This window comes from Streptomyces canus (assembly GCF_030815415.1).
Lineage (GTDB): Bacteria > Actinomycetota > Actinomycetes > Streptomycetales > Streptomycetaceae > Streptomyces > Streptomyces canus_F.
Map to the genome: position 1 here is coordinate 6,307,634 of NZ_JAUSWW010000001.1, position 23,447 is coordinate 6,331,080.

The 23,447-nt window shown below is 72.3% G+C and carries 21 protein-coding genes and 1 tRNA gene; 10 read left to right on the forward strand and 12 right to left on the reverse strand.

Annotated features, from left to right (window positions below):
* Positions 1–41 precede the first annotated feature (41 nt).
* From QF037_RS29280 to QF037_RS29290, 3 genes are all read left to right on the forward strand, one after another.
* The gene (locus QF037_RS29280) at positions 42–842 is read left to right on the forward strand and encodes a maleate cis-trans isomerase family protein (protein WP_307037425.1); all 801 of its coding nucleotides are present in this window, start codon (positions 42–44) and stop codon (positions 840–842) included.
* Entirely contained in the window at positions 839–1,570 is a 732-nt protein-coding gene (locus tag QF037_RS29285; RefSeq protein WP_307030237.1) for a maleate cis-trans isomerase family protein, read from the forward strand. Before QF037_RS29280 ends, QF037_RS29285 begins: the two co-directional genes overlap by 4 nt.
* Before the next feature lie 204 nt (positions 1,571–1,774).
* Positions 1,775–2,863: an LLM class flavin-dependent oxidoreductase gene (locus QF037_RS29290; RefSeq protein ID WP_307030239.1), complete on the forward strand. Its 1,089-nt coding sequence runs from the start codon at positions 1,775–1,777 to the stop codon at positions 2,861–2,863.
* On the opposite strand, the gene QF037_RS29295 is transcribed toward QF037_RS29290, so the two are convergent.
* Entirely contained in the window at positions 2,842–4,659 is a 1,818-nt protein-coding gene (locus tag QF037_RS29295; protein WP_307030241.1) for a putative bifunctional diguanylate cyclase/phosphodiesterase, read from the reverse strand. The two genes, QF037_RS29290 and QF037_RS29295, sit on opposite strands and share 22 nt — an antisense overlap.
* Positions 4,660–4,941: 282 nt before the next feature.
* Here QF037_RS29295 and QF037_RS29300 point away from each other — a divergent pair, with 282 nt between their 5' ends.
* Positions 4,942–6,225, forward strand: coding sequence for a M6 family metalloprotease domain-containing protein (locus QF037_RS29300; RefSeq protein WP_307030244.1), 1,284 nt, complete (start codon positions 4,942–4,944; stop codon positions 6,223–6,225).
* A gap of 141 nt (positions 6,226–6,366) precedes the next feature.
* Here the strand turns inward: QF037_RS29300 and QF037_RS29305 are convergent.
* The 7 genes from QF037_RS29305 to QF037_RS29335 all read right to left on the reverse strand — a co-directional run bounded on the left by QF037_RS29305 (position 6,367) and on the right by QF037_RS29335 (position 12,759).
* Positions 6,367–6,440, reverse strand: a tRNA-Lys gene (locus tag QF037_RS29305).
* Positions 6,431–7,027 (reverse strand): bifunctional DNA primase/polymerase, encoded by a 597-nt coding sequence (locus tag QF037_RS29310; RefSeq protein ID WP_307030246.1) that lies wholly within the window; start codon positions 7,025–7,027, stop codon positions 6,431–6,433. Before QF037_RS29310 ends, QF037_RS29305 begins: the two co-directional genes overlap by 10 nt.
* 107 nt (positions 7,028–7,134) lie before the next feature.
* Entirely contained in the window at positions 7,135–7,500 is a 366-nt protein-coding gene (locus QF037_RS29315) for a hypothetical protein (RefSeq protein ID WP_307030248.1), read from the reverse strand.
* 265 nt (positions 7,501–7,765) lie between these two features.
* Complete coding sequence (locus QF037_RS29320; RefSeq protein ID WP_307030250.1) at positions 7,766–9,100, reverse strand: AAA domain-containing protein; 1,335 nt, start codon at positions 9,098–9,100, stop codon at positions 7,766–7,768.
* Positions 9,097–10,698 (reverse strand): hypothetical protein, encoded by a 1,602-nt coding sequence (locus QF037_RS29325; RefSeq protein WP_307030252.1) that lies wholly within the window; start codon positions 10,696–10,698, stop codon positions 9,097–9,099. Before QF037_RS29325 ends, QF037_RS29320 begins: the two co-directional genes overlap by 4 nt.
* Positions 10,689–11,855: a hypothetical protein gene (locus tag QF037_RS29330; protein ID WP_307030254.1), complete on the reverse strand. Its 1,167-nt coding sequence runs from the start codon at positions 11,853–11,855 to the stop codon at positions 10,689–10,691. Before QF037_RS29330 ends, QF037_RS29325 begins: the two co-directional genes overlap by 10 nt.
* Positions 11,806–12,759, reverse strand: coding sequence for a phosphatase PAP2 family protein (locus QF037_RS29335; RefSeq protein ID WP_307030256.1), 954 nt, complete (start codon positions 12,757–12,759; stop codon positions 11,806–11,808). Before QF037_RS29335 ends, QF037_RS29330 begins: the two co-directional genes overlap by 50 nt.
* Positions 12,760–12,949: 190 nt before the next feature.
* Here QF037_RS29335 and QF037_RS29340 point away from each other — a divergent pair, with 190 nt between their 5' ends.
* A complete protein-coding gene (locus QF037_RS29340; RefSeq protein ID WP_307030258.1) occupies positions 12,950–13,546 on the forward strand; it encodes a histidine phosphatase family protein in 597 nt (198 codons plus the stop codon).
* Here QF037_RS29340 and QF037_RS29345 read toward each other — a convergent pair.
* On the reverse strand, positions 13,543–15,018 hold the full coding sequence (locus QF037_RS29345; protein WP_307030261.1) for a hypothetical protein: 1,476 nt from the start codon (positions 15,016–15,018) through the stop codon (positions 13,543–13,545). The genes QF037_RS29340 and QF037_RS29345 overlap by 4 nt on opposite strands.
* Before the next feature lie 289 nt (positions 15,019–15,307).
* On the opposite strand from QF037_RS29345, the gene QF037_RS29350 reads away from it, so the two are divergent.
* Both QF037_RS29350 and QF037_RS29355 read left to right on the forward strand, forming a co-directional pair.
* Complete coding sequence (locus QF037_RS29350) at positions 15,308–15,721, forward strand: hypothetical protein (RefSeq protein WP_373463975.1); 414 nt, start codon at positions 15,308–15,310, stop codon at positions 15,719–15,721.
* Positions 15,722–15,757: 36 nt separating this feature from the next.
* Positions 15,758–16,627 (forward strand): spermidine synthase, encoded by an 870-nt coding sequence (locus QF037_RS29355; protein ID WP_307030265.1) that lies wholly within the window; start codon positions 15,758–15,760, stop codon positions 16,625–16,627.
* A gap of 22 nt (positions 16,628–16,649) precedes the next feature.
* Here the strand turns inward: QF037_RS29355 and QF037_RS29360 are convergent, their stop codons facing one another.
* Positions 16,650–17,159: a hypothetical protein gene (locus QF037_RS29360; RefSeq protein WP_307030267.1), complete on the reverse strand. Its 510-nt coding sequence runs from the start codon at positions 17,157–17,159 to the stop codon at positions 16,650–16,652.
* Between the two features lie 99 nt (positions 17,160–17,258).
* Between QF037_RS29360 and QF037_RS29365 the strand changes: the two genes are divergently transcribed.
* The 3 genes from QF037_RS29365 (at position 17,259) to QF037_RS29375 (ending at position 20,925) form a co-directional block, all read left to right on the forward strand.
* Complete coding sequence (locus tag QF037_RS29365) at positions 17,259–17,948, forward strand: response regulator transcription factor (RefSeq protein WP_307030269.1); 690 nt, start codon at positions 17,259–17,261, stop codon at positions 17,946–17,948.
* The gene (locus tag QF037_RS29370) at positions 17,945–19,351 is read left to right on the forward strand and encodes a HAMP domain-containing sensor histidine kinase (protein ID WP_307030271.1); all 1,407 of its coding nucleotides are present in this window, start codon (positions 17,945–17,947) and stop codon (positions 19,349–19,351) included. Before QF037_RS29365 ends, QF037_RS29370 begins: the two co-directional genes overlap by 4 nt.
* A 107-nt stretch (positions 19,352–19,458) precedes the next feature.
* The gene (locus QF037_RS29375; RefSeq protein WP_307030273.1) at positions 19,459–20,925 is read left to right on the forward strand and encodes a glycoside hydrolase family 18 protein; all 1,467 of its coding nucleotides are present in this window, start codon (positions 19,459–19,461) and stop codon (positions 20,923–20,925) included.
* 76 nt (positions 20,926–21,001) lie between these two features.
* Here QF037_RS29375 and QF037_RS29380 read toward each other — a convergent pair whose 3' ends face one another.
* Positions 21,002–22,438 carry a GH1 family beta-glucosidase gene (locus tag QF037_RS29380; protein ID WP_307030276.1) on the reverse strand — a complete coding sequence of 479 codons (1,437 nt, stop codon included), beginning with the start codon at positions 22,436–22,438 and terminating at the stop codon, positions 21,002–21,004.
* 97 nt (positions 22,439–22,535) lie between these two features.
* Positions 22,536–23,441 (reverse strand): carbohydrate ABC transporter permease, encoded by a 906-nt coding sequence (locus QF037_RS29385; RefSeq protein WP_307030278.1) that lies wholly within the window; start codon positions 23,439–23,441, stop codon positions 22,536–22,538.
* Between the last annotated feature and the right edge of the window lie 6 nt (positions 23,442–23,447).

The window sequence follows — 23,447 nt, forward strand, 5'->3', positions numbered from 1 at the left end:
CCGTTGTCCCCCCGTCTCTCACCGTGAGGCCGGTGCCTGCCATGGACCTCTCCTTTCTTGGTGGACCGCGCCCCCAGCGCGGTGTAGGTGTCGTCGCCCCCTTCGACTTCGCGCTGGACCGCGAGCTGTGGCGCTGGGTCCCCGACGAGGTGTCGCTCCATCTGACCCGCACGCCGTACGTCCCCGTCGAGGTCAGCCTCGACCTGGCCCGTCTCGTCAGTGAGCACGAGACACTGCACGACGCGGTACGCACCCTGAACGCCATCACGCCCGAGGTCGTCGCCTACGCCTGCACCTCCGGCAGCTTCGTCGGCGGGGTCGCCGGGGAGCGGGCGATGTGCGAGGCGATGACGAGGGCGGGCGCGGTGCCGTCCGTGACGACTTCCGGCGCACTTCTGGAGGCGCTGATCGACCTCGGCGTACACCGTGTCGCCCTGGTGACGCCGTACACCGTGTCGGTGACCCGGGCCCTGGAGGAGTACGTCGCCGAGGCGGGCATCGCGGTCACCGGCTGCGCCTTCATGGGCCTGACCAGGCACATCTGGAAGGTCCCGTACCGGGAGGTCGTCGCCATGGCCCACAAGGCCGTCCGCCACAGCGCCGACGCGCTGTTCATCAGCTGCACCAACCTCCCGACCTACGACATCATCCCGCAACTGGAGGCGGAACTGCGCATCCCGGTGCTCTCGGCCAACCAGGTCACGATGTGGGCGGCGCTGCGCCGACTGGGTACCCGGGCAGTAGGGCCGTACCAGGCGCTGGTCGATCCGGCGGCACGGTCCGGCCCCGTGTTCCCGCAAGAGAAGCAGCCGAAAGAAGAGCAGCAGGAAGGCTGGTCATGACCGCACTCGGATTTCTCTACCCCGGCCACTCCGCCGAGGACGACTATCCGCGCATCGAGCAGCTCCTGGGCAGCGACGTCCGCCTCGACGTGGTCCACACCGACATCGGCGAGGACGCCCACCGACCCGACGCCCTGCGCCGCATGGGCTCCGCCGAACGGCTCGCGGCGGGTGTCGGGGAACTGCGCATGGCGGGCGCCGAGTCCGTGGTGTGGGCCTGCACCAGCGGCAGTTTCGTCTACGGCTGGGAGGGCGCCCACGAGCAGGTGCGCAGCCTCGCCCGTACGGCGGGCCTGCCGGCTTCCTCCACCTCCTTCGCCTTCGTGCACGCGGCCCGGGAGATCGGGGCGCGCCGGGTCGCGGTCGGGGCGACCTACCCGGACGACGTGGCGGCACTGTTCGCGGAGTTCCTGCGGGCGGGCGGCCTGGAGGTCACCGGTGTGAAGGGCGCCGGGATCATCACGGCGGCCGAGGTCGGCACCTGGGGCGAGAAGGAGGTCTTCGCCCTGGCGAGGTCGGCCGACACACCCGACGCTGATGTGATCCTCCTCCCGGACACGGCCCTGCACACCGCCGCCCACCTCCCCGCCCTGGAGAAGGAACTCGGCAAACCGGTCCTCACCGCCAACCAGGTCACGGTCTGGGAGGGCCTGCGCCTGACCGACCGCAGGGTCAACGCACCGAGCCTGGGCTCCCTGTTCACGAAGGAACCGATCGTCCAGGTGTAGGCCCCGTCTCGCTGGTTGGTCAGCCCCTCCGGCGTTTGAGGAGCGGGGGTCCAGGGGGCAGCGCCCCCTGGAGCGGGGTCGAAGGGGCGGCAGCCCCTGGGGATGGGAACGGGTAAGGGCGGCGGGGGCGAAGGAATAACCGGAGCCACCCTCCTGTTACACGCCGAAGGACAGCGCACGGCACCCACCACAGGAGGCACCACAGTGACGGCAGACGAGATTCGGGGAACGATCCACGGCACCGCCCCCGTCCCCCTCTCCGTACTGGACCTGGTCACCGTCGGCGCCGGCCGCACCGCCACGGACGCACTGCGCACCAGCGTCGACCTGGCCAAGCTGACGGAGTCCCGCGGCTTCCACCGCTACTGGGTCGCCGAACACCACTCCATGCCGGGCGTCGCCTCCTCGTCCCCCGCCGTGATCCTCGCCCACCTCGCCGCCCACACCACCCGCATCCGCCTCGGCTCGGGCGGCGTCATGCTGCCCAACCACGCCCCGCTGGTGATCGCGGAGCAGTTCGGCACCCTGGAGGCGATGGCCCCGGGCCGCGTAGACCTGGGCCTCGGCCGCGCCCCCGGCACCGACGGCGCCACGGCAGCGGCCCTGCGCCGCAGCGAACGCCTCAACGAGGGCGCCGACGACTTCCCCGAGCAGCTCGTCGAGCTGACCCGCTTCCTGGACGACGACTTCCCCGACGGCCACCCCTACCGCCGTATCCACGCGGTCCCCGGCCCCATCCAGTCGACGTCCCCCGGCGGCGTCCAGTCCCCGCACCGCCCCCCGATCTGGCTCCTCGGCTCCTCCGGCTTCAGCGCCCGCCTCGCCGCCACCCTCGGCCTGCCGTTCGCCTTCGCCCACCACTTCTCGGCGCAGAACACCGTCCCGGCCCTGGACCTCTACCGCGAGTCCTTCCGCCCGAGCGCGGTCCTGAAGGAGCCGTACGCCCTCATCGGCGTCTCCGCCCTCGCCACGGTCGACGAGAAGGAGGCCCGCCGCCAGGTCCTCGCCGCGAGCCTCAACATGGTCCGGCTGCGCACCGGCCGCCCCGGCCTCGTCCCCACCCCCGAGGAGGCCGAGGCCTACGACTTCAGCCCCATGGAACGCGACTTCATCACGTCCTGGAACGCCAACGTGATCCACGGCTCGGTGGACGAGGTCCGCGCCGGCCTGGACGACCTCCAGAAGCGCACGGGCGCCGACGAGCTCATGCTCACCTCCCACGCCCACAGCGCGGAGCTGCGTCTGCGCAGCTACGAACTGATCGCCGACGCCTACGGGTTGCCGGCGGTCTGACCGCTCATCAACTCGGAGATACGATCCGGCGCCACCGGCCGCGAGTACAGCCACCCCTGGCCGGTGTCGCAGCCGATGCGGCGCAGCCGGGAGGCCTGGGCCGAGGTCTCGACGCACTCCGCGGTGACGGTGAGACCCAGCCGGTGGGCCAGCTGGATCATCGCCTCCACGACGACCTCGTCGGCCGGGTTGGGCGGGGCGCCCGTGCCCTCGTACTGGAAGCCCCTCACGAAGGAGCCGTCCAGCTTCAGGACCGCGACCGGGAGGCGGCTGAGGTAGGCGAGGTTGGAGTAGCCGGTGCCGAAGTCGTCGATGGCGATGTGGACGCCCATGTCGCTGAGGGCCTGGAGCGCCTGGAGGGGGCGGCCGGCGGAGCCCATGACCGCCGACTCCGTCAGCTCCAGCTGCAAAAGGCCCGGGGCCAGGCCCGTCTCCGCGAGGATCTCGGCGACGTCCTCGACGAGGTCGGAGTCCCAGACCTGGCGGACCGCGACGTTCACGCTGACGAAGATCGGCGGCTCGCCGGGATGGTCCAGCTGCCACTGCCGCGCCTGACGGCAGGCGGTGGCCAGCACCCAGCGGCCGAGCTGAACGATCGAACCGTCCTCCTCGGCCAATCCGATGAACCGATTCGGCGTCAGCATGCCGAACTGCGGGTGGTTCCAGCGGACCAGCGCCTCGACGCCCCGCAGACGGCCGTCCTCCATGCCGACCAGCGGCTGGTACTCGAGCGTGAACTCACCGCGCTCGATGGCCGGCCGGAGCGTGGAGGCGAGCGCCTGGCGGGTCATCCGGTGGGCGTTGCGCTCCGGGTCGAAGAGCGTCCAGCGGGCCTTGCCGTCGGCCTTCGCCCAGTACAGCGTCGTGTCGGCGGCCTGGACCAGGGCGGTGGGAGTGGTGCCGGCCGCGTGCCGTTCCACGACGCCGATCGACGCGGAGACCGAGAGCCGGCGCCCGGAGATGTCGAAGGGCGCCTGGATCGCCTTCAGGACGGCCTCGGCGAGGTCCGCCAGCTGGTCGGTGCCGGTGGAGTCCTCGACGAGCAAGGCGAATTCGTCGCCGCCCAGTCGGGCCACCAGCGGTGCGCTGCCCCGGGTGAGGCCCGCCTCGTCGGCACAGCGGGTCAGCCGTTCCGCCACCGCCGCCAGCAGCCGGTCGCCGACACGGTGGCCGAGGGTGTCGTTGATCGCCTTGAATCCGTCGAGGTCGAGATAGCAGAGCCCGATCCGCCCGGTGCCGCCCTGCGCGTACGACTCCACCTCCAGCGCGGCCGACAGGCGCTCGAAGAACAGGGTCCGGTTGGGCAGCCGGGTCACCGGGTCGTGCATCTGCAAGTGCCGCAGCCGGGCCTGGAGTTCGCGCTGCGTGCTGATGTCGGCGAGGGACAGCAGCACGCCGGGCTCACCCGTGCCCAGCGGCGCCACCGTCACCTGCACCCATACGGACTGGCCGTCGGGATGCTTGAGTCGGCGGGTGCACCGCAGCCTGGCCTGCCGGCCGCGCAACACTTTCTGGTACGCGTGCCAGGTCCGCGCGTCCGAGGCCAGATCCACCAGCTCGGCGGCGACCTGCCCGGCCAGCGCCTCGGGCACGCTGCCGAGGAGTTCGCCCAGCGTCTCGTTGGCGCCGACGACCAGACCCTCGCGGTCCACGACGGCCATGGCCAGCGGCGCGGCCGCGAACGCCGATTGGTACGTCGGGGGTTCCGTACGAGGAGACGCACTGAAGTCACTGTCTGTGACGACCGCCCGGTCGAGATCTGCCGCGGGCGCCGGCCCTTCGGAGGTTCCGCTCACCGTTCGCTCCCGCAGTGCACTCGATCTCTGTCCGTGCAGGAAAGTGTGCCGATCATAGAGGCTGGCCCCCACCCCTTCCAGCCACCGTCCGGTGTCCCGGAACAACCGGCCCTTCTGGCAGATCGTTTCTGCCCGCACCTGGACGGCTTGTTGGGGCGCCCGACCAGGTGTGACGTTCCGTGAGCGATTCGGGGTGTCGCTTCTGATGGTTCTTTGCCGTACTCACTCGTCTGGTGCAGACAAACAGGGCGTAGTACGACAATCTCACACAGGCTGGGTGCGGTGTCCCGCGAACCGCACCCGGAGGTCTCTGTGCCGCGCCCTTTCCAGCGCCCTCGACTGCGCAGCACCGCGGCCTTGTTCACCACCATGTCGGCTTTGGCCGCCACCTCTCTCATCACCGGTCCGTCGGCCGCCGAACCCTTCTCGGCCGAACCCTGTGCCCTGACCCGCACTCAGGCCCACCACTCCGAGGGTCTGGACACCTGGAACACCGCCTATCCGCGCCCGGCCCGCGCGCTGGACGCGGTGATGGTGTTCCTGTCCTTCCCGGACGCGACCCCGCGCACCACGCCCGACGAACTGGCCGCCGACCACTTCCCGGCCACCAGCCGCTTCTTCGAGCAGGCCTCCTACGGCAAGTTCACGCTGCGTCCGCATCCGCTGCGGCAGTGGATCCGGATGCCGCAGCCGTCCACGGCGTACGCCATACAGCGCGACTGGAGCGCGTCCCGGCGCGCCGCCTATCTGCGCGACGCGCTGACCGCGGTGGACGGGCTGGTGGATTTCTCCCGATACGACGTCGTCTACTTCGTCGCCGATCCGGACGCGCCCGGCGTGGACTCCGACGCGACGAAGGTCGTCAACCTGGACGTCCCGCTGCGGGCCGACGGCGCGGACATCCGCCGGGTCGTCACGGTCTTCGAGCGGCATCCGCCGGACCGGCTGGTGCTCGCCCATGAGACCGGTCATGTCTTCGACCTGCCCGATCTCTACCACCGCCCCGTGGACGGCAAGGGCGACTGGGACACGTTCGTCGGCGACTGGGACCTGATGGGCAGCCAGTTCGGACTGTCGCCGGATCTGTTCGCCTGGCACAAGTGGAAGCTGGGCTGGCTGGAGTCGCGGCAGGTGGCGTGTGTGCGGGGCTCGACACGGCTGACGCTGGAGCCGCTCGGTGCGGGTGCGGGTGCGGGTGCCGGTACGGCCGGGGCGGCTTCCTTCGGGCTGGGGCGCGGCACCAAGCTGGCGGTGGTCAGGACCGGGCCCGACAGCGCCCTCGGCTTCGAGGCGCGCGGTGCGGTCGGCAACGACACGGCGACCTGCCGCGAGGGCGTGCTCGTCTACCGCGTGAACGCCGGCTCCCCGTCCGGCGGCGGCCCGGTCCAGGTCCTCGACGCCCACCCCCGCACCGAGGCCTGCTGGGAGACCTCGGTCTACCCACCCCTCGCAGACGCCCCCGTCGCCCTCGGCGAAAGCTTCACGGTGCCGGGCACAGGCGTACGGGTGGATGTGGAGGGCCGGACGGCTTCGGGGCAATGGACGGTGCGGATCGCGACCCGGTGAGCTCCCGGGCGACGGCCACTGCGGCCGGCCGAAAGGGGGTGTGGGTGGCGGAGCCCCCACCACGCGCGGCGAAGCCGCGCAGAAATGACGACAGCGAGGCCGGTTCGCGCTTTCCGCGAACATGCCTCGCTGTCGGTGTCGTGCGCCGCCAGGGACTCGAACCCCGGACCCGCTGATTAAGAGTCAGCTGCTCTAACCAACTGAGCTAGCGGCGCCTGCTGACGTCGTAGACCTTAGCATCCTGATCGGCGGGAGGAAAAATCGATATCCGCACGGCAGCGCGGGCTGCCCGTACGGCCGCCCACAGCAGGATTTCGGGGCCCGGCAGCAAGGGGTGACGGGTGTCGGGGGCGACGAGCCAGCGGCTGTCGAACGGGGTCGGGGCGGCATCCGTCGGCCATGGGGCGGGGACGGTCACCGCGTCTCCGGCGCCATGGCACAGCAACGGCGGAACCGCTCCCGTACGGCCGAACTCCTCCCACCGCAGCAGCGAGGGCAGCCGATGCGCCGTGCCCGGCGCGGCGAACAGCAGGGTCCGCCCACGGAACACCGCGACCGGCCCCGAGCCCGGCCCCTCGCCCCACAGCCGGTCGAGCATCCGGCGCCCGAAGATCGCGGGCACGCTGACGACGTCGAAGGCGGTACCGCAGGGCAGGACGACCGGCGCGTCCGGCCGGTCCCTCCACAGGGCCAGCGTGCTCCGCGGATACGTTCCTGCCGAGGCGAGCCACTCCGCCCCGTCCGTGGTGACGCCGTAGACGTCGGAACGGCCGGCGAAGAGCTCCTTGCGTGTGTCGCTCATGCCTCAAGGTGTACCGGGTGTGAGCGTGCCGTTTCGGAGGGTTGCCGGAAACCCGGACAGGGGAGGGCGCGGGGGAGTATCTTGCTCGCCTGGCATATGCCAGAGCTTTACGCAGGGTCGATAGTGCCCCTGCCCTCGGCACCCCGCATCAGGTCCCGGCCGAACTCGATCATCTTCTTGGCATAGTCCTCGGTCCACTCGGCCCGTTCCGCGATGTCCGCCGCCGTCAGCCGGTCGAACCGCCGCGGGTCCGCCAGCTGGGCCGCCGCGAGCGCCTGGAACTCCACGGCACGGTCCGTCGCCGCCCGGAAGGCATGCGTCAGCTCCGTCGCCCGGGCCAGCAGCGCCCGGGGGTCGTCGATGGACTCCAGGTCGAAGAAGTGCTCCGGATCGGAGGCCACCTCCGCGGGCTCGAAGAGCAGGGGCGCGGGGCGTAGCCGCGGTTCGTGCCGACGCGGCGTGGGCTCCGCCATGTCTTCTCCTCCTCGTACGTTGCCGATGACCCGCCTGTCGGGAGTGGGCCGTCGTCCATTGTCTCGTGGCCGCGCAAGAGCGCGGCAAAGGCAGCTCAAGGCCTCCAGGTCACCTTGTGTTCCGCGAGACGCGCCAGCACCGCGTGGTTCGCCTCCCAGCCGTCGGGGCTGTATTCATCAGCCGCCTCCGGCGGTGTGCCGGACTCCGTCCGGCGAGGGGCGGCACTGCCCTCGCCGCCTGCCGCACAGGTGCTGTAGCGGCACCTCAAGGACGCCACCCGACTCGGTGTTCCGCCAGACGCGCCAGCACCGCGTGGTTCGCCTCCCAGCCGTCGGGGAACTTCACCACCGTCCCCAGCTGCACCGGCTCCGTCGACGGATAGTCGTCCAGCAGCTCGCTCACCCCCGCCCGGCAGACCACGATGCACGCGTGCCGGTGGCGGGAGGCGAGGACGCAGAGGCGGCCTGTCTCCAGGTGGAAGGCGGTGGCGTCGGGGCGGCCGGAGAGCGGGTGCAGGACGACCGTGACGTCGTACTCGCGGCCCTGGAGACGGTTCGCCGTGTCGACCGTCACCTCCGTGACGCCCAGCTCGGCCAGGGCCGCGCGGACGGCCGCCGCCTGGTCGCGGTGGGCCGTGCCGACGGCGACACGGTCGGCGGTGAGGGGCGCCGGGTCCGGTGAGCGCTCCGAGGTCGCCGCGCCACCCCGGTCCAGCAGCCGGCGCACGACCGTGGCCACCGCCCGCACCGCCTCCGGATCGGTGCGCGGAGTGTGCCGCGCGGGCAGCTCCAGCAGGCCCCAGCCCGACCGAGCCGCCTCGTCGATCACCCGGTCGGGACCGGAGCCGTCCGACGCGACCGCGAAGGCGAGGCTCCGGTCGCCGTGGTCCGTGCCGCTGCGGAACGGCGTGAACGGGTAGAACGCGTCGGAGACCAGCTGTGCCGCCGACGCCGGGAGCCGCCAGGACACCGGGAGGCGGTGCTGCGGCAGCTCAGGATTGTGGGCCAGCAGGGTCGTCACCGCCGACGCCGACGGGTCGTACGACAGCCCCGCCCACTGCTCGCTGCCCACGATCGCGAAGGGGTCCAGCTGCCCCGGGTCGCCCACGAACAGCGCCCGCTCGAACAACCCCGCCACGGCCAGCAGCGAGTCCGAGCGCATCTGGTACGCCTCGTCGACGATCGCGTGCTGCCACGGCTCGTCGACCTTGACGTGCGCCCACTTCGCGGCGGTGGACAGGGTGACCGGGAGACCGGCCAGGTCCGCCGGCTTCGCCGACTTCCGTACGTTCGTCAGCTCGTCCAGCGCCTTGTCGTACGCGTCCGTGTCACTGCTGTGCAGACGGCCGACCGGCAGCTCCGGGTTCTTCTCCGCGAGCCGCAGCACCAGATCGTCGACCTGGGCGTTGGTCTGTGCGACGACCATCAGCGGGCGCCCCGCCTCGGCCAGTTCGAGCGCCGCGCGGACGACGAGCGTGGACTTGCCGGCGCCGGGCGGGGAGTCGACGACGACACCGCGCCTGTCACTGTGCAGGGTGTCGTGGAGGATCGCGTCGGTGGCCTGCGCGGCGGCCGTACCCGGGTCGAAGACCGTGGTCACAGAACATCCTCCTCGGTCATGCGGTCGGCGGTCTCCGTGACCGCCTCGCCGGGCGGTCCGCCGTGCGTCCAGGGCGTGGCCTCCGGGTCGGGCAGCTTCGCGCCGCCGCGCTGCTCGTGCTCGAAGAGGGTGAAGCAGAGCCGGTCGCCCTTCTCCGGCACGGACCCGGTCTCGGGCTCCTTGCCACGGCCCATCTTGTCGAGGATCCGCAGGACGATCAGGGCGGCCTCCTCTCCCTCGCTCTCGTATCCGACGAACTCGGCCGTCTGCGGCTTGCCGCCCAGCGAGCGGTACACCTTCACGCGCTCCCCGAGATAGGGCCGGTCGTCGGTGCGGACCGTGACGAGCGGGCGCGGGCTGGGCCGCTTGCCCTCGCTGTACGTCATCACGACGTCCGTGACCTCGCCCGCGAACGCCTCTCCGGACAGTCGCCGCCCCGCCATCACCAGCGGGTCGTCCAGGGCCTCCTGCGCCTCCAGACGGGCCTGCTCGCGCTCACGCGTGGCGAGCTTGTTGGCGGCGGTGACCGCGTCGTCGCGGCGCGGCTGCGGGGGCTCGCCGGCCAGGACACGGTCGCGGTGGCTGGTGAAGGACCAGCGGTCCCGGGTCCAGCGCTCCTCGACGCGCGCGCCCTCGGGCAGCGTCCGCAGCAGATCCAGGCCCCGCCACACCGCGTCCCAGGTGGGCCGGGTCCGGCTCTCGACCAGCTTCCTGATCTCCCGCTCGGCGGTGGTGAGTTCCCCGAGCCGGTCGTCCGCCTCCAGTCCGTCCTCGGCGGCGGCGAGGGCGGTACGCGCGCGGTCGTAGCGCTCGATGGCCGGGGCGAGCAGTTTGTTGTCGAACGCCGGGTCGGTGGCGGGACCGGCCGGCGGGTGCAGCAGCTGCCCCTTCGCATCCCGGCCGAGCTCGGCCTCCAGGGCGGCCTCGGCGCCGGTCGTGCCCTCCGGCGGGTCGATCCAGGCGAGCAGCGCGCCCAGGTGCTGGTCCTCCAGGGTGGACTGGCCGGTCGCCCAGTGCCGGGACAGGACCTCCGTCGCGGCGAGCAGCAGGGAGGAGCCGGGGACCCGCGCCCGCTCCCCGAAGTGGGTCAGCCACCGGCCCAGCAACGGCACGCGCGGTGGTGCGGGATGCGGGGACTCGGGGTCCTGCTCGGCCGTACGCCGAAAACGCATCGAGCGTCCCAGCAGCCGTACGAGGTCGATGCCCGCGCGGCTCGGCACGATCAGCTGCGGGGCGTCCGCGCACAGCTCGACCTCGACCTTGACCCGCTTGCCGGTCTCCGGATCGGTCTCGCTGCGCTCGGCCGCCTCGACGGCCTCCGCGCAGGTGTCGATGCACGGCAGCACGATGTCCGCGAGCTCGGCCAGGAACGCGAACCGCAGATCGCGGTCGCGCGGCTGCGGTACGACGAGGAGGCGCGGGGCGTCCCGGTCGGTGCCGACGAGCGCGCCGAGCGGGGCGCCGGCCTCACCGGCGGTGGTGAGCGGCACGAGGACGAGGGGGCGGTCGGAGAGGTGCCGGTGCCGGACGGTGGCGGAGGGCTGGGCGCGGCCGGTGGTGACGGCTTCCAGGCGGGCGAGGGTGGTGATCAGTGACATGCCGGTGCCTCCGGCGCGGTCGCCCCCGGCGCCAGGGCGCTCAGCGCCTCGGCCCGCAGCCGCGCGGCTCTGCGCAGGGCGGCCACCGCCGGGTCCTCGGCGTCCCCGCCCTCTCCCCGGGCCGCGGCCAGGACGTCCGACACGGTGGTCAGGCCGCCGAGCTCGGCCCGCACGGACCGGCCCAGGGACGTCACCGCGCCCGCCGCGCGGGAGCGGTCACGGCAGTGGAAGGCCAGCTCGCACGCGGCCAGGCACTCGGGCGCGTACGTCGCCGGGACCGACTCGACGGCCGCCGTCAGCTCCTCGGCGGGCCGGGCGGGGTCGAAACAGGTGCCCTCGGGGAGCATCTCGGCGATGTCCTGGACACGGGTGAGACGGGCCAGCTGGCGGCCGGTCACCGCCCGCTGCTTGCGGATGTCGACGGCGGAGGCGGTGGGCAGGTTGGAGAAGTCCTTGGGGCAGACGAGAAGCACCCGGTCGCGCACTTCGGGCGCGGGGGCGCTTTCCTGGGTGAGACGCGCCGCGACCTGCTCCAGCGCCAGCACGTACACCGCCGCCTGCCGCGCCGCCGCGCCCACCTTCGCCGGGTCCGCCGAACCGTCCAGCATCGGGAAGGACTTGATCTCCACGACCGTCCATGTGCCGTCGGGGTGCACGACCACCGCGTCCGGCTCCAGGAAGGCGGGGGAGCCCGCGACGTCCAGCGCGAGCATCGGGTGGTCGAGCAGGGTCCACTCGCCGGCCGCCTCGGTGGCCTCGCGCAGCGCCAGCGCCGTCCGGGCCGTGCGTCCCTCGGGGCCGATCGCGGTCAGCTCCGGCACCCGCGCGTGGGCGGGCGGCTCGGCGGACCGGTCCAGCCGCTCGTGGACCAGGCGCAGCAACTCCGCGCCGCCGTCCGCCTTGACCTTCGCCTCGAACGCGTTGCCCCGGGTGAGCGCGAACTGCGACTGACCGAACGCCGACGGCGAGCCGAGCGCGCCCGCCAGCGCCGCCTTGTTCACCCCGGCGCCGTCCAGGATCGCGCGCCGTCTGCAGCCCGGGTTCGCGGCGAGGGCGGCCAGGGCGCGGGCATCCAGCGCCTTGGCCGGTACGTCGGGACCGCGCAGCTCAGCGAGCTGTTGCCGGAGCGCCGTCCCCCGCTTCCGAGGGGGAGGCACTCGGCTCGGCTCCTGGTGCGAACCGTGTCTCGCGCTGCCGTGGAATTCGCTCACCCGCGGAAGTCTGGCATCCGGCACTGACAATTGAGGCCTGTGCGGCGGGAGTGCTCGCCGCGGCAGGCGCGAAGACGACCGCCGTGCGCGCCTTGAACCGGTCCGCGCCGCGCAGCACCAACGGCGCGAGCAGCAGCCCGACACCCATGACGGCGGCGCCCGCGACCGCGTCCAGGAAGTAGTGGTTGGCGGTGCCCATCACCACGATCGTGGTGATCAGCGGGTAGGCGACACCCAGAGCCTTCGTCGTACGCGTGCCGCCGTAGCGCCACAGCATGACTCCGCACCACAGGGCCCAGCCCACATGCAGGCTCGGCATGGCCGCGTACTGGTTCGTCATGCCGCCCATGCCCCGCGGCGCGCTCGCCTCGCCGCCCCACCAGCCGTACGAGCTGTACTGGGCCATCGTGTCGACGAAGCCGTAGCTCTCCGACAGCAGCCGGGGCGGGCAGGTCGGCAGCAGGGTGAAGCCGATCAGGCCGATGAACGTCGAGGTCATCAGCCAGGTGCGGGCCGCGCGGTAGAGCGCCGTGCGGGACCGGAAGAGCCAGATCAGGATCGCCGGGGTGACCAGGTAGTGCAGTGACGCGTACCAGAAGTCGGCCGGTACGCCGATCCAGGTCTGGCTGGTGAACAGGCGGTTGAGCGGGTGCTCCGCGTTGATGTGGAGGAACTTCTCCACCTTCAGGATCGCCAGACCGTGGTCGACGGCGTGCGTGACGTCGCCCCGAGCGAGGAGCCGGCCCGCCGAGTAGCAGGCGTACACCAGGACGAGCAGCGGCAGCTCCGTCCACCAGCGCAGACGGGTTTGCGAGGCAGCCTCGATGCCTGGTGTCTCGGCGTGCGGCATCCGATCGCCTCCCCCTTCTTGTTGCGGCGTCCGGTTGCCCGGTCTTACCACTTTACGGTGTATGTGTTCGCCCTCGTCGAGGGCCCCCGGCCCTCTAGGACGCTGAGATCGCCCGCCGGGTTGCCCCCGCACAGGGTGCGGGATGATGGGTGCGGCCCGCCCGCATTTTCCTTGAAAGGTCCCTCCGCTCATGGCACCGCGCATCCTGCTGGCCCGGCACGGACAGACCGAATGGTCGCTGGTCGGGAAACATACCGGCAGGACCGATGTGCCGCTCCTGGAGGAGGGGCGCAGAGGCGCCAAACTACTCGGTGAGCGGCTGCACCGGGCGCCGCTCGACGGTCTGCCCGGGGTCGAGGTGCGCACCAGCCCGCTGGCACGCGCGCGTGAGACGTGCGAGATCGCCGGATTCAAGGAGCGCGCGAGCGAGTGGGACACGCTCCTGGAGTGGGACTACGGCGCGTACGAGGGCATGACCCCGGCCGACATCCACGCCGTCCGCCCCGGCTGGCTCATCTGGCGCGACGGGGTGCCCGGGGGCGAGACGCTCGCCGAGGTGACGGCCCGCTCGGACGAGGTGGTCGCCTGGGCCCGCGCGGCGGACCGGGACGTCCTGGTCTTCGCGCACGGGCACATCCTGCGGTCCATAGGCGCACGCTGGCTGGGCCTGCCGCTCGACTTCGCCGCGCGGATCCGGCTGAACCCGACGTCGCTGTCGGTCCTGGGCTGGGCCTACGGCGAGCCGGCGATCGAGAGCTGGAACGACCTGGGGCATCTGGCGGGCTAGGCCGATCTCGGCACGCTCGCGTGCCGCTCCAGGAAGGTGGAGACCCCCGACGCCCTGCGGTGCGGCAGCAGCACCCGCGCCGTCCCCGCCAGCATCGACTGGATCCGCGACGACTGCACCTGGCCCAGCAGGTCCAGGACGCGCATCCCCGCCGCCGAAGCCTCGTCGGGCCGGCCGCCACGGGCCAGGTCGTCCGCCAGTTCGGCCGTGTACAGGGCGATGTTCCGGCTGAAGTGGGGGTCCTGCAACTCGGCCGCGCGGTGCGCGTGGCGGGCCGCCCGCGGCCAGTCGCCCAGCGTCGACCAGCACTGCGCCTCCAGGCCCTCCAGTTCGGCCTCGCCGTAGAAGCTCATCCACTCGGGGTCGGCGTCCGAGGGGCCACGGTCGAAGAGGGCCTGGGCGCGGGCCAGCGCCTGTTCGCAGCCGGTGCGGTCGGCGAGCCCCGCCCAGCCGCCCGCCTCGCGCAGCGCGAGCAGCGACATCAGCCGCGCGGAGCCCAGGGGACGTCCGACGCGCTGCGCGGCCTGCGCGGCGCGCAACGCCTCCCGCGGGCGCCCCGCGTCGCGCGCGAGGAACGCCGTGTTGCAGAAGGCGTGCGACTCCAGGGCGGCGTCACCGGTCATCCGGGCGGTCGCGAGCGCCTCCGCGTAGTGCGAACGCGCGTCGTCGTACCGCCCCGAATCGTGCGCCAGCCAGCCCACCGAGATGGCGAGCTCACCCGCGCCCGAGTGCAGGCGGTCGGCGGTCGTCTGCCGGGTGGCTCCGGCGTCCAGCAGCGCGTAGGCGGCGCGCAGCGGCGTCGCCGCGCGCCGGTACAGTCCGTCGGCGCCGTGCCGGTCGTCCAGCAGCCGGATCCTGCGGACCGCTTCGTCCAGGGCGTCCACATCGCCCGCCCCCACCCGGCGGACGGGACGTCCCGCGGCCGCGGCGACGGGGGTCCCCCCGCCCGAGCCGAGTCGAGGGTGGGGGACGGTGAGCCCGATGGGGGTCAGTGAGGCGGCGGCCACCGTGGCGCCCCCGCCGGTCATGAATGCGCGACGCAGCACGTCGCTCTCCTCGTTGTCGTACGTCTCGTAGGGGTCCTGTGTGTCATACGGCTCGCTCGCCCCCCATGTCTCACCCGTGGCGTGCACGGGAGTCGAGACGCATGCCGGGGGCGCGACCTCGGTGGTGCGCGCCCCGCGTCCGCGTACGGACGAGCGGGGGGCGAACCCCAGGTCGGTGAGCGTGCGGCCGGGGAACATGTGCAGGAACACCCGCTCGTACGCGTAGTTGGGGCAGCGGATCTCACCCGCCTCGACCCGGCCCACATAGCGCGCGTCACAGCTGACCCGCTCGCCGATCTCGCGGGCGGCCCGTCGCACCGCCGCGGCGAACTCGGCCGGGGAGCGCTGTCCGCGCAGCTCCCGGAACGCGATGTTCGGCCGCGGTGGCCTGGGGTACTGGGACGAGGTCATCGTTGACGACGCCATGGCCGGGTCCTCTCGTGCGAACCGTCGAACCATGCCGGATTCGGGGTGAGTTATGCGTGTGACACCCTGTTTCCAGCGGGCATGAAGGTACCCGCTGTGCCGGACCCGCCACGCAGGGTTTGGCTACAAACCGGATATCTCATCCGGGATCTGCCATGAACTGCCATCCTTTGCGGCTGACTTGCGCCGTAGCCGTTGACGCCGCCGGGCGTTGAACTCCACAGGACCGGGAGCCGCCCGACTCCCGCACTCGCTCGTTACGAGGAGGGGTTCCGTGGTGGAGGCCGGGATGGAGACCAGGCAGAGCATCGACGTGTGTGCGCCGCTGACGCGGGGTGGCGAGCCACCGGTCCCGGAGGCCGGGTGCGACCTCGTCACGGTGCCGACCCGGCAGGGCCTGGAGGCGGTCGACATCCTGCGGCGCGGGGCGGGGGACGCGGTGGGGCCGGTCCTCCACGACGACGGCGGCGACACCCTCGGCTTCGTGGTCCCGCCGGGCACGGCCGCCGCGTGGGACGTACCGGGCAGCACCTGTACGGAGACCGACGGGCGGGGGCTGCAGCTGAACCCCGAGCCTCCGGTGGAGGGCTCGGACTGGCTGCTGCCACCGGGCGAGGCCGACCTGGCGACGGACCCGACGGTGCTGCGGGCGGCGCTGGGGGAGGCGGCGCGGTTGATCGAGGCGGCGGACAACTGCCGCTGAGCGGCACGACCGCCCACCGCTTGCGACAATGCCCCCATGGGAAAGTCCAGGAGCGGCCGGCGCGGCCAAGCGGTCGCCGAAGCCGTCGTAGAAGCCGTCGACGGCGGCCTCGCCGAGCTCATACCCGACCGGGAGCGCGCGCGTGCCTGGACGCTGCTGATCGACGGGGCGCCGCAGTCCCACCTCGACCTGGACGACCCGGCGTACCTCTCCTTCGAGTACCAGCGCCGCCTCGGGCATGTCATCGACCTGGTCGCACCGCCCGGTAAGCCCGTCCACGCCGTGCACCTCGGCGGAGGGGCGTTCACCCTCGCCCGGTACGTCGCCGCCACCCGCCCCCGCTCCACCCAGCAGGTCGTGGAGCGCGACGCGGCCCTCGTCCAACTGGTCCGCCGCGAGCTGCCGTTGGATCCGAACGCCCGGATCAGGGTGCGCTCGACGGACGCCCGCGAAGGGCTCGCCAAGGTGCCCGACGGCTGGGCCGATCTCGTCATCGCGGATGTGTTCAGCGGAGCCCGCACACCGGCCCACCTGACCTCGACGGAGTTCCTCGACGAGGTCCGCAGGGCCCTCAAGCCCTCCGCCGTGTACGCCGCCAACCTCGCCGACGGCCCCCCGCTCGCCCATCTGCGCGGCCAGATCGCCACGGCCGCCGCCCGCTTCGAGCACCTCGCGCTGATCGCCGACCCGACGGTCCTGCGCGGCAAACGCTTCGGCAACGCGGTCCTGGTCGCCTCCGACGCCCCGCTCCCCGTGCCCGAACTCACCCGCCGGGCCGCCTCCGACCCCCACCCCGGCCGCCTCGAACACGGCAAGCCCCTCACCGACTTCACGGGAGGGGCCGCACCGGTGACGGACGCGGCGGCGGTCGCGTCACCCGCGCCGCCGCCGTCGGTCTTCCGCTAGCGGGCCCTGCGACAGGTCCCCGCTAGTACGTCCCCACCTCGACCCGGGGCGCGCTGTCGTGCCAGGTGCAGAACACCGACACCCGGTCCGCTCCCGAGGCGAACTCCACCCGGATCCACGTCTCCGTCTTCCACACCTGCATCGACCAGCCCGCGCCCGGTGTCGCCGACACGAGGGTCGCGGAGGTCCTGCCGAGGTCGAAGACCGCGCGGCCGCCCTCGGTGTCGTAGCTCTTGACCTGGCCCGATGCGGAGGGGGAGGGGCTGGGGGTCGTCGTCGGTGTCTTCGAGGGGGACGGCGCCGGGGCGCGGGACGGTGTGCGCGACGGGCTCGCCGGCGGTGTCGACCGCGCCGTCGACGACGCCAGCGGCCTGGACTCCTGGGTCGTCGCGTCGGCGGCCGTGATCGGCAGGGCGCGCGGCGGGTCGTAGGCCGTGCCCGCCATCACCGTGTGGACGCCCCACCACGACAGCGTGACCGCCGCGCCCGTGGCGAGCGACCACGCCAGTACGTGTATGAGTCCTCTGCGCATCGCGGCCATACTGCCTCACCCGTCCCCTGCGTTGTCCACAGGTGTGAGTTGTCCACAGGCGCCGGATGGGGCTCCCCCGCATGGCGTACGGTGCGGCGCATGGCAAGTGTGCTCGTGGTCGAGGACGACCAGTTCGTACGCTCGGCGCTGATCCGCCATCTCACCGACGCCGCACACACGGTGCGCAGTGTCGGTACGGCGCTGGAGGCGCTGCGCGAGGTCGCCCATATCCGTTTCGACGTGGTCATCCTCGACCTCGGTCTGCCGGACCTGGACGGATCCGAGGCGCTGAAGATGCTGCGCGGCGTCACCGACGTCCCTGTGATCATCGCCACCGCCAGGGACGACGAGGCGGAGATCGTCCGGCTGCTGAACGCGGGCGCGGACGACTACCTGACCAAGCCGTTCTCCGTCGAGCACCTGTCCGCGCGGATGGCCGCCGTCCTACGACGCTCCCGGGCCGTCGTCGGGGAGGCGCAGCCGGAGTCCGTGCTCCGGGTCGGCGGTCTCGTCGTCGACCCGCTGCGCCGCCAGGCCGAACTGGACGGTGACCGCCTCGACCTCACCCGCCGTGAGTTCGACCTGCTCGCCTTCCTCGCCGGCCGCCCCGGCGTCGTCGTCCCCCGCAAGGAACTCCTCGCCGAGGTGTGGCAGCAGTCCTACGGCGACGACCAGACCATCGACGTCCATCTGTCCTGGCTGCGCCGCAAGCTGGGCGAGACCGCCGCGCGACCGCGGTATCTGCACACCCTGCGGGGCGTCGGCGTGAAGCTGGAGCCGCCGCTGTGAGATGGGCACTCGTCAAGGTCTGCCTCGCCGTCACCACCATGGTCGTGGTCGCCTTCGCCGTCCCCCTCGGCCTGGTCATCAAGGAGATGGCCCGGGACCGCGCCTTCTCCAACGCCGAGCGCGAGGCCGCGGCCGTCGCGCCCGCCCTGTCCATCACCACCGACCGGGACCAGCTGGAGCGGGTCGTCGCCTCCGCCGGCTCGGAGGCCGAGATGGCCGTGCACATACCGGCGGCCGCCGGCGCCCAGGCCGTCGACATCGGACGGCAGCGCGCCGCCGACGGGGACATCGCGACCGTACGGAAGCTGGGCCGCGCCTCCACCAGCGAGGTGGACGGCGGCTCCACGCTGCTCCAGCCGGTCGCGCTCAGCTCCGGTGAGATCGCGGTCGTCGAGGTCTACGTCCCGGAGTCCGAGGTCGGCCACGGCGTCGCCACGGCATGGGCGGTGCTCGCCGGCGTCGGCCTCGCCCTGATCGTCGGCTCGGTCGCGGTCGCGGACCGGCTGGGCGTCCGGATGGTGCAGCCCGCCCAGCGGCTCGTCGAGGGCGCGCACGAACTGGGGGAGGGGAAGCTGGGCTGCCGGGTGCCCGAGGAGGGGCCGACCGAACTGCGGCTCGCGGCGGCGGCGTTCAACTCCATGGCCGACCAGGTCGTACAACTCCTCGCGAACGAGCGGGAGCTGGCGGCCGACCTGTCCCATCGCCTGCGTACACCCCTGACCGTGCTGCGCCTCAACACGGCCTCGCTCGGTGACGGGCCCGCCGCCGAGCAGACCCGGGCCGCGGTGGCCCAGCTGGAGCGCGAGGTCGACACGATCATCCGGACGGCGAGGGAGGCCAAGCCGCAGACCGCGGCCGCCGGGCCCGGCGCCGGATGCGATGCCGCCGAGGTCGTCCGGGAGCGGATGGCGTTCTGGTCGGCGCTCGCCGAGGACGAGGGGCGCAAGGTGCGGGTGGCCGGTGTGGAGCGGCCGGTGCGCATACCCGTGGCCCGCGCCGACCTCGTGGCGGCGCTGGACGCCCTGCTCGGCAATGTCTTCCGGCACACCCCCGAGGGCACCGCCTTCGCGGTCGACGTGCACAACGGCGAGGACGCGGTCATCGTGCTGGTCTCGGACGCGGGGCCCGGCATCCGCGATCCCGAGGCGGCGATGGCCCGAGGGCGCGGGTCGGGGAGCGCCGGGTCGACCGGGCTCGGCCTGGACATCGTGCGCCGGCTCGCGGAGGAGACCGGCGGGGACGTGCGGATCGGGGCATCGGTGCTGGGCGGCACCGAGGTGCGGATCTGGATCCAGCCGGCCGGGCGCGAGCGCACACCCGGCCGGGGACACCGAGGGGGCGTTCGACGCCGCAGGCGCGGCAGATTGGTCTCGACCTTTAACCGGTCCCGATCCCTTCCTTAAGCGCACCCTAAGATCCTGAACCCCCGTCCCGAACAGGCCTTTTGCCCGATTCGAGCTCGCTAGCGTGCTGCCGCACCCCACCCCCGAACCACGAAGGCAGGCACGTCATGAGCACGCACCGGCGCAAGGTGAGCGGCAGAAACAAGGTGATCGCCGGGGCTGTCGCCACGGCCGTGGTGGGCGGCGGCGCGATCCTGCTCACCGGTACGGCTCAGGCGGCCGGGGTCGGCGCCGCGTACACCAGGACCAGTGACTGGTCTACCGGCTACACCGCCCAGTACGTCGTGACGAACAACAGCGGGGAGACCGAGAAGGACTGGACGCTGGAGTTCGACCTGCCGACCGGGTCCCGGCTGAGCTCCCTCTGGAACGCCGAGTCCGGCGTCAGCGGGCAGCACGTCACCGTGCGGCCGGCCAAGTGGGACACCGAAGGCCTGGCCCCCGGCAAGTCCGTCACCGTCGGCTTCGTCGTCAACGGCACCGGCGACCCGGCCGGATGTCGCGTCGACGACGCCGCGTGCTCCGCCGACGGCGGTGCCACGCCGGAGCCCACCGGCCGCCCGACCGAGACGGCCACCTCGGCCCCGACGGCCACCCCGACCCCGACGCCGACCGGCACCTCCACGCCCACCACCACCCCCACGGCCACCGCGTCCCCCTCGACCGGCACCGGCACCGCGACGAGCGCCGGCTTCGCCCCCTACGTCGACACCTCCCTCTACCCGGCCTTCGACCTGGTCGCCGCCGCCGAGGCCACCGGCGTCAAGGACTACAACCTCGCCTTCGTCACCGACGGCGGCGGCTGCACCCCGAAGTGGGGCGGCGTGACCGACCTCGCGAGCGACGCCGTGGCCGCCCAGATCGGCGCGCTGCGGGCCAAGGGCGGTGACGTCCGGGTGTCGTTCGGCGGCGCGGCGGGCTCGGAGCTGGCGACGACCTGCTCGTCGGCGGCCGCGCTGGCGACGGCGTACGAGAAGGCCGTGGCCGCCTACGACCTCACCAAGGTCGACTTCGACGTCGAGGGCGGAGCGCTGCCCGACACCGCGGCGAACACCCGCCGCGCGCAGGCCATCGCCGAACTCCAGAAGGACCACCCGGACCTGGACGTCTCCTTCACCCTCCCGGTGATGCCGGAGGGCCTGACCCAGGCGGGCGTGGACCTGCTCGCCGACGCCAGGAGGAACGGCGTCGACATCACCACCGTCAACATCATGGCGATGGGCTACGGCCCGGCCTACAGCGGCGACATGGGCACCTACGCCGAACAGGCCGCCACCGCCACCCAGGCCCAGGTCAAGAGCGTCCTCGGCCTCTCCGACAGTGCCGCCTGGAAGGCCGTCGCCGTCACCCCGATGATCGGCGTCAACGACGTCACCACCGAGATCTTCAAGGTCGACGACGCCACCCAGCTGGTGAACTTCGCCAAGTCCAAGGGGATCGGCTGGCTGTCCATGTGGTCCGCCACCCGCGACAAGCAGTGCTCGGGCGGCGCGAAGAACTACGCCGACGCCACCTGCAGCTCGATCCTCCAGGACCAGCACGCGTTCTCGAAGGCGTTCGCGGCCTACAACTGACGCCCCCCACGGGCCGGGGCGCGGCATCCCCCTCGGATGCCGCGCCCCTCCCCCGTCAGCGGTGGTCCAGCCCCCGCTAGACCTCCGGCACCGGAGGCAGCGTGCCCGAGCGGGCCGCCTGTCCGTACCAGAGGGCGCTCGACTTCGGCGTACGCGCGAGGGTGGCGTAGTCGACGTAGACCGCGCCGAAGCGCTTCTCGTAGCCGTACGCCCACTCGAAGTTGTCCATCAGGGACCACAGGTAGTAGCCGCGCACGTCCGCGCCGTCCGAGACCGCGCGGCGGACCGCGGCCAGGTGGCCGTGGAGGTAGGAGATGCGCTCCGGGTCGTGGACGCGGCCGTCGGGGTCGGGCTTGTCGTCGTAGGCCGCGCCGTTCTCCGTGATGTACAGCGGCAGGCCCGGGGCCTCACGCGTGTAGCGCATGATCAGCTCGTGCAGGCCGGTCGGGTCGATCGACCAGCCCATCTCCGTGCGTTCGCCCGGAGTCTGGTGGAAGGCGACGTCGTCCGCGCCCGGCCACGGGGAGAACTCGCTGGACCCGTGGCCGTCCGCGCGCGGACCGCTCAGATCGTTGTCCGCCGCCGACACCAGCGCCGGCGTGTAGTAGTTGAGGCCCAGCGCGTCCAGCGGCTGGTTGATCGCCCGCAGGTCGCCGTCCTCGACGTAGGACCAGTCCGTGATCAGCTCCGTCGCCGCGAACAGCGACTCCGGGTACGCCCCGTGCAGTATCGGACCGTGGAAGACACCGTTGGCCAGGTCGTCGATCTTCCGGGCCGCGGCCAGATCCGCCGGGTCCTGCGAAACCGGCCGCACCACCGAGGAGTTGAGGCTCAGCGCCACCGAGTTACGGGCCGGCATCGCCGCCCGCAGCGCCGAAGTGGCCAGTCCGTGCGCCAGGTTCAGGTGATGGGCCGCCTTCAGCGAGGCCGCCGGGTCGGTGCGGCCGGGTGCGTGCACCCCGGACGCGTAGCCCAGGAAGGCGCTGCACCAGGGCTCGTTGAGGGTGATCCACTGCTCCACCCGGTCGCCGAGCGCCTCGCCGACGATCTGCGCGTACTCGGCGAAACGGTAGGCCGTGTCACGCTCCGGCCAGCCGCCCGCGTCCTCCAGCTCCTGCGGCAGATCCCAGTGGTAGAGCGTCACGGCCGGCTTGATGCCCTTGTCCAGCAGCTCGTCCACCAGGCGGCGGTAGAAGTCCAGGCCCACCTGGACCGCCGGGCCCCGGCCCGTCGGCTGCACCCGCGACCAGGAGATCGAGAAGCGGTAAGCGTTCAGGCCGAGGTCCGCCATCATCGCCACGTCGTCGCGGTAGCGGTGGTAGTGGTCGACAGCGATGTCACCGTGCTCGCCGCCGGCGGTCTTGCCGGGCGTATGGCTGAAGGTGTCCCAGATCGAGGGCGTACGGCCGCCCTCGCGCACCGCCCCCTCGATCTGGTACGCCGAGGTCGCGGCGCCCCAGAGGAAGGCGGGGGGAAAGGTCACCGGGGTCGCCGGCGTAGCGGGCTCAGGCATGGAAGCGCTCCCATTGGAGGTCGTGGAGACCGACGGGTAGATGGGGGGAAGGGAAGGGGCCGAGGCGGCGATGACCCGGCCCCCGGGAAAGCGGAGGTCAGCCCTTGACGGCGCCCTGCATGATGCCGCCGACGATCTGCTTGCCGAAGATCGCGAAGACGATCAGCAGCGGCAGTGTGCCGAGCAGCGCACCGGCCATGATCAGGGACTGGTCGGGCGTGTAGCCGCTGCCCAGACCCGCGACCGCGACCTGCACGGTCGGATTGCCGTGCTGGGTGAGCACCAGGAACGGCCACAGGAAGTCGTTCCAGGTCTGCACGAACATCAGCATGCCGAGCACGGCCATCGCGGGCCGGGCGGCTGGGAACACCACGTGCCAGATCACTCGCCAGCTGCTCGCACCGTCGACCCGGGCCGCCTCGATGATCTCGTCGGGCAGCGCCTGAATCAGGTACTGCCGCATGAAGAACACACCGAACGCGCTGACCAGCGAGGGCAGGATCACCGCCTGGAGCTGGTCGGCCCAGTTGAGCTCGGCGACCAGCATGTACAGCGGGATCACGCTCAGCTGCGGCGGCACCATCATGGTGCCGATCACGATCAGCATCATGGCGCCACGGCCCTTGAAGCGCAGCTTGGCGAAGGCGAACCCGGCGATCGTCGACAGGAAGACGATGGTGATCGACGAAACCCCCGCCACGAACGTGGTGTTGACGAACGCCTCGCCCAGGTTGGCGTCGGTCCAGGCGAGTTCGAGCTTGTCGAAGAGTCCCGAACCGAACCAGAACGGTGGCGGGTTCTGCGCGAGCCGCTGGTTGTCGCGGGAAGCGGCGATCGCCGTCCACACCAGGGGGAACAGCGAGATGAGCGTGAACACGATCAGGATCAGATACGCGACCGGACCGCCGTGCAGGGTGCCGCCCGCCCGGGCGGCCTTGGGACGCCGTACCCGCTTGGATTTCTGCGGGGGCGTGTCGGTGGGCGGAGTCAGTGTCGTCGTCACGGCCGG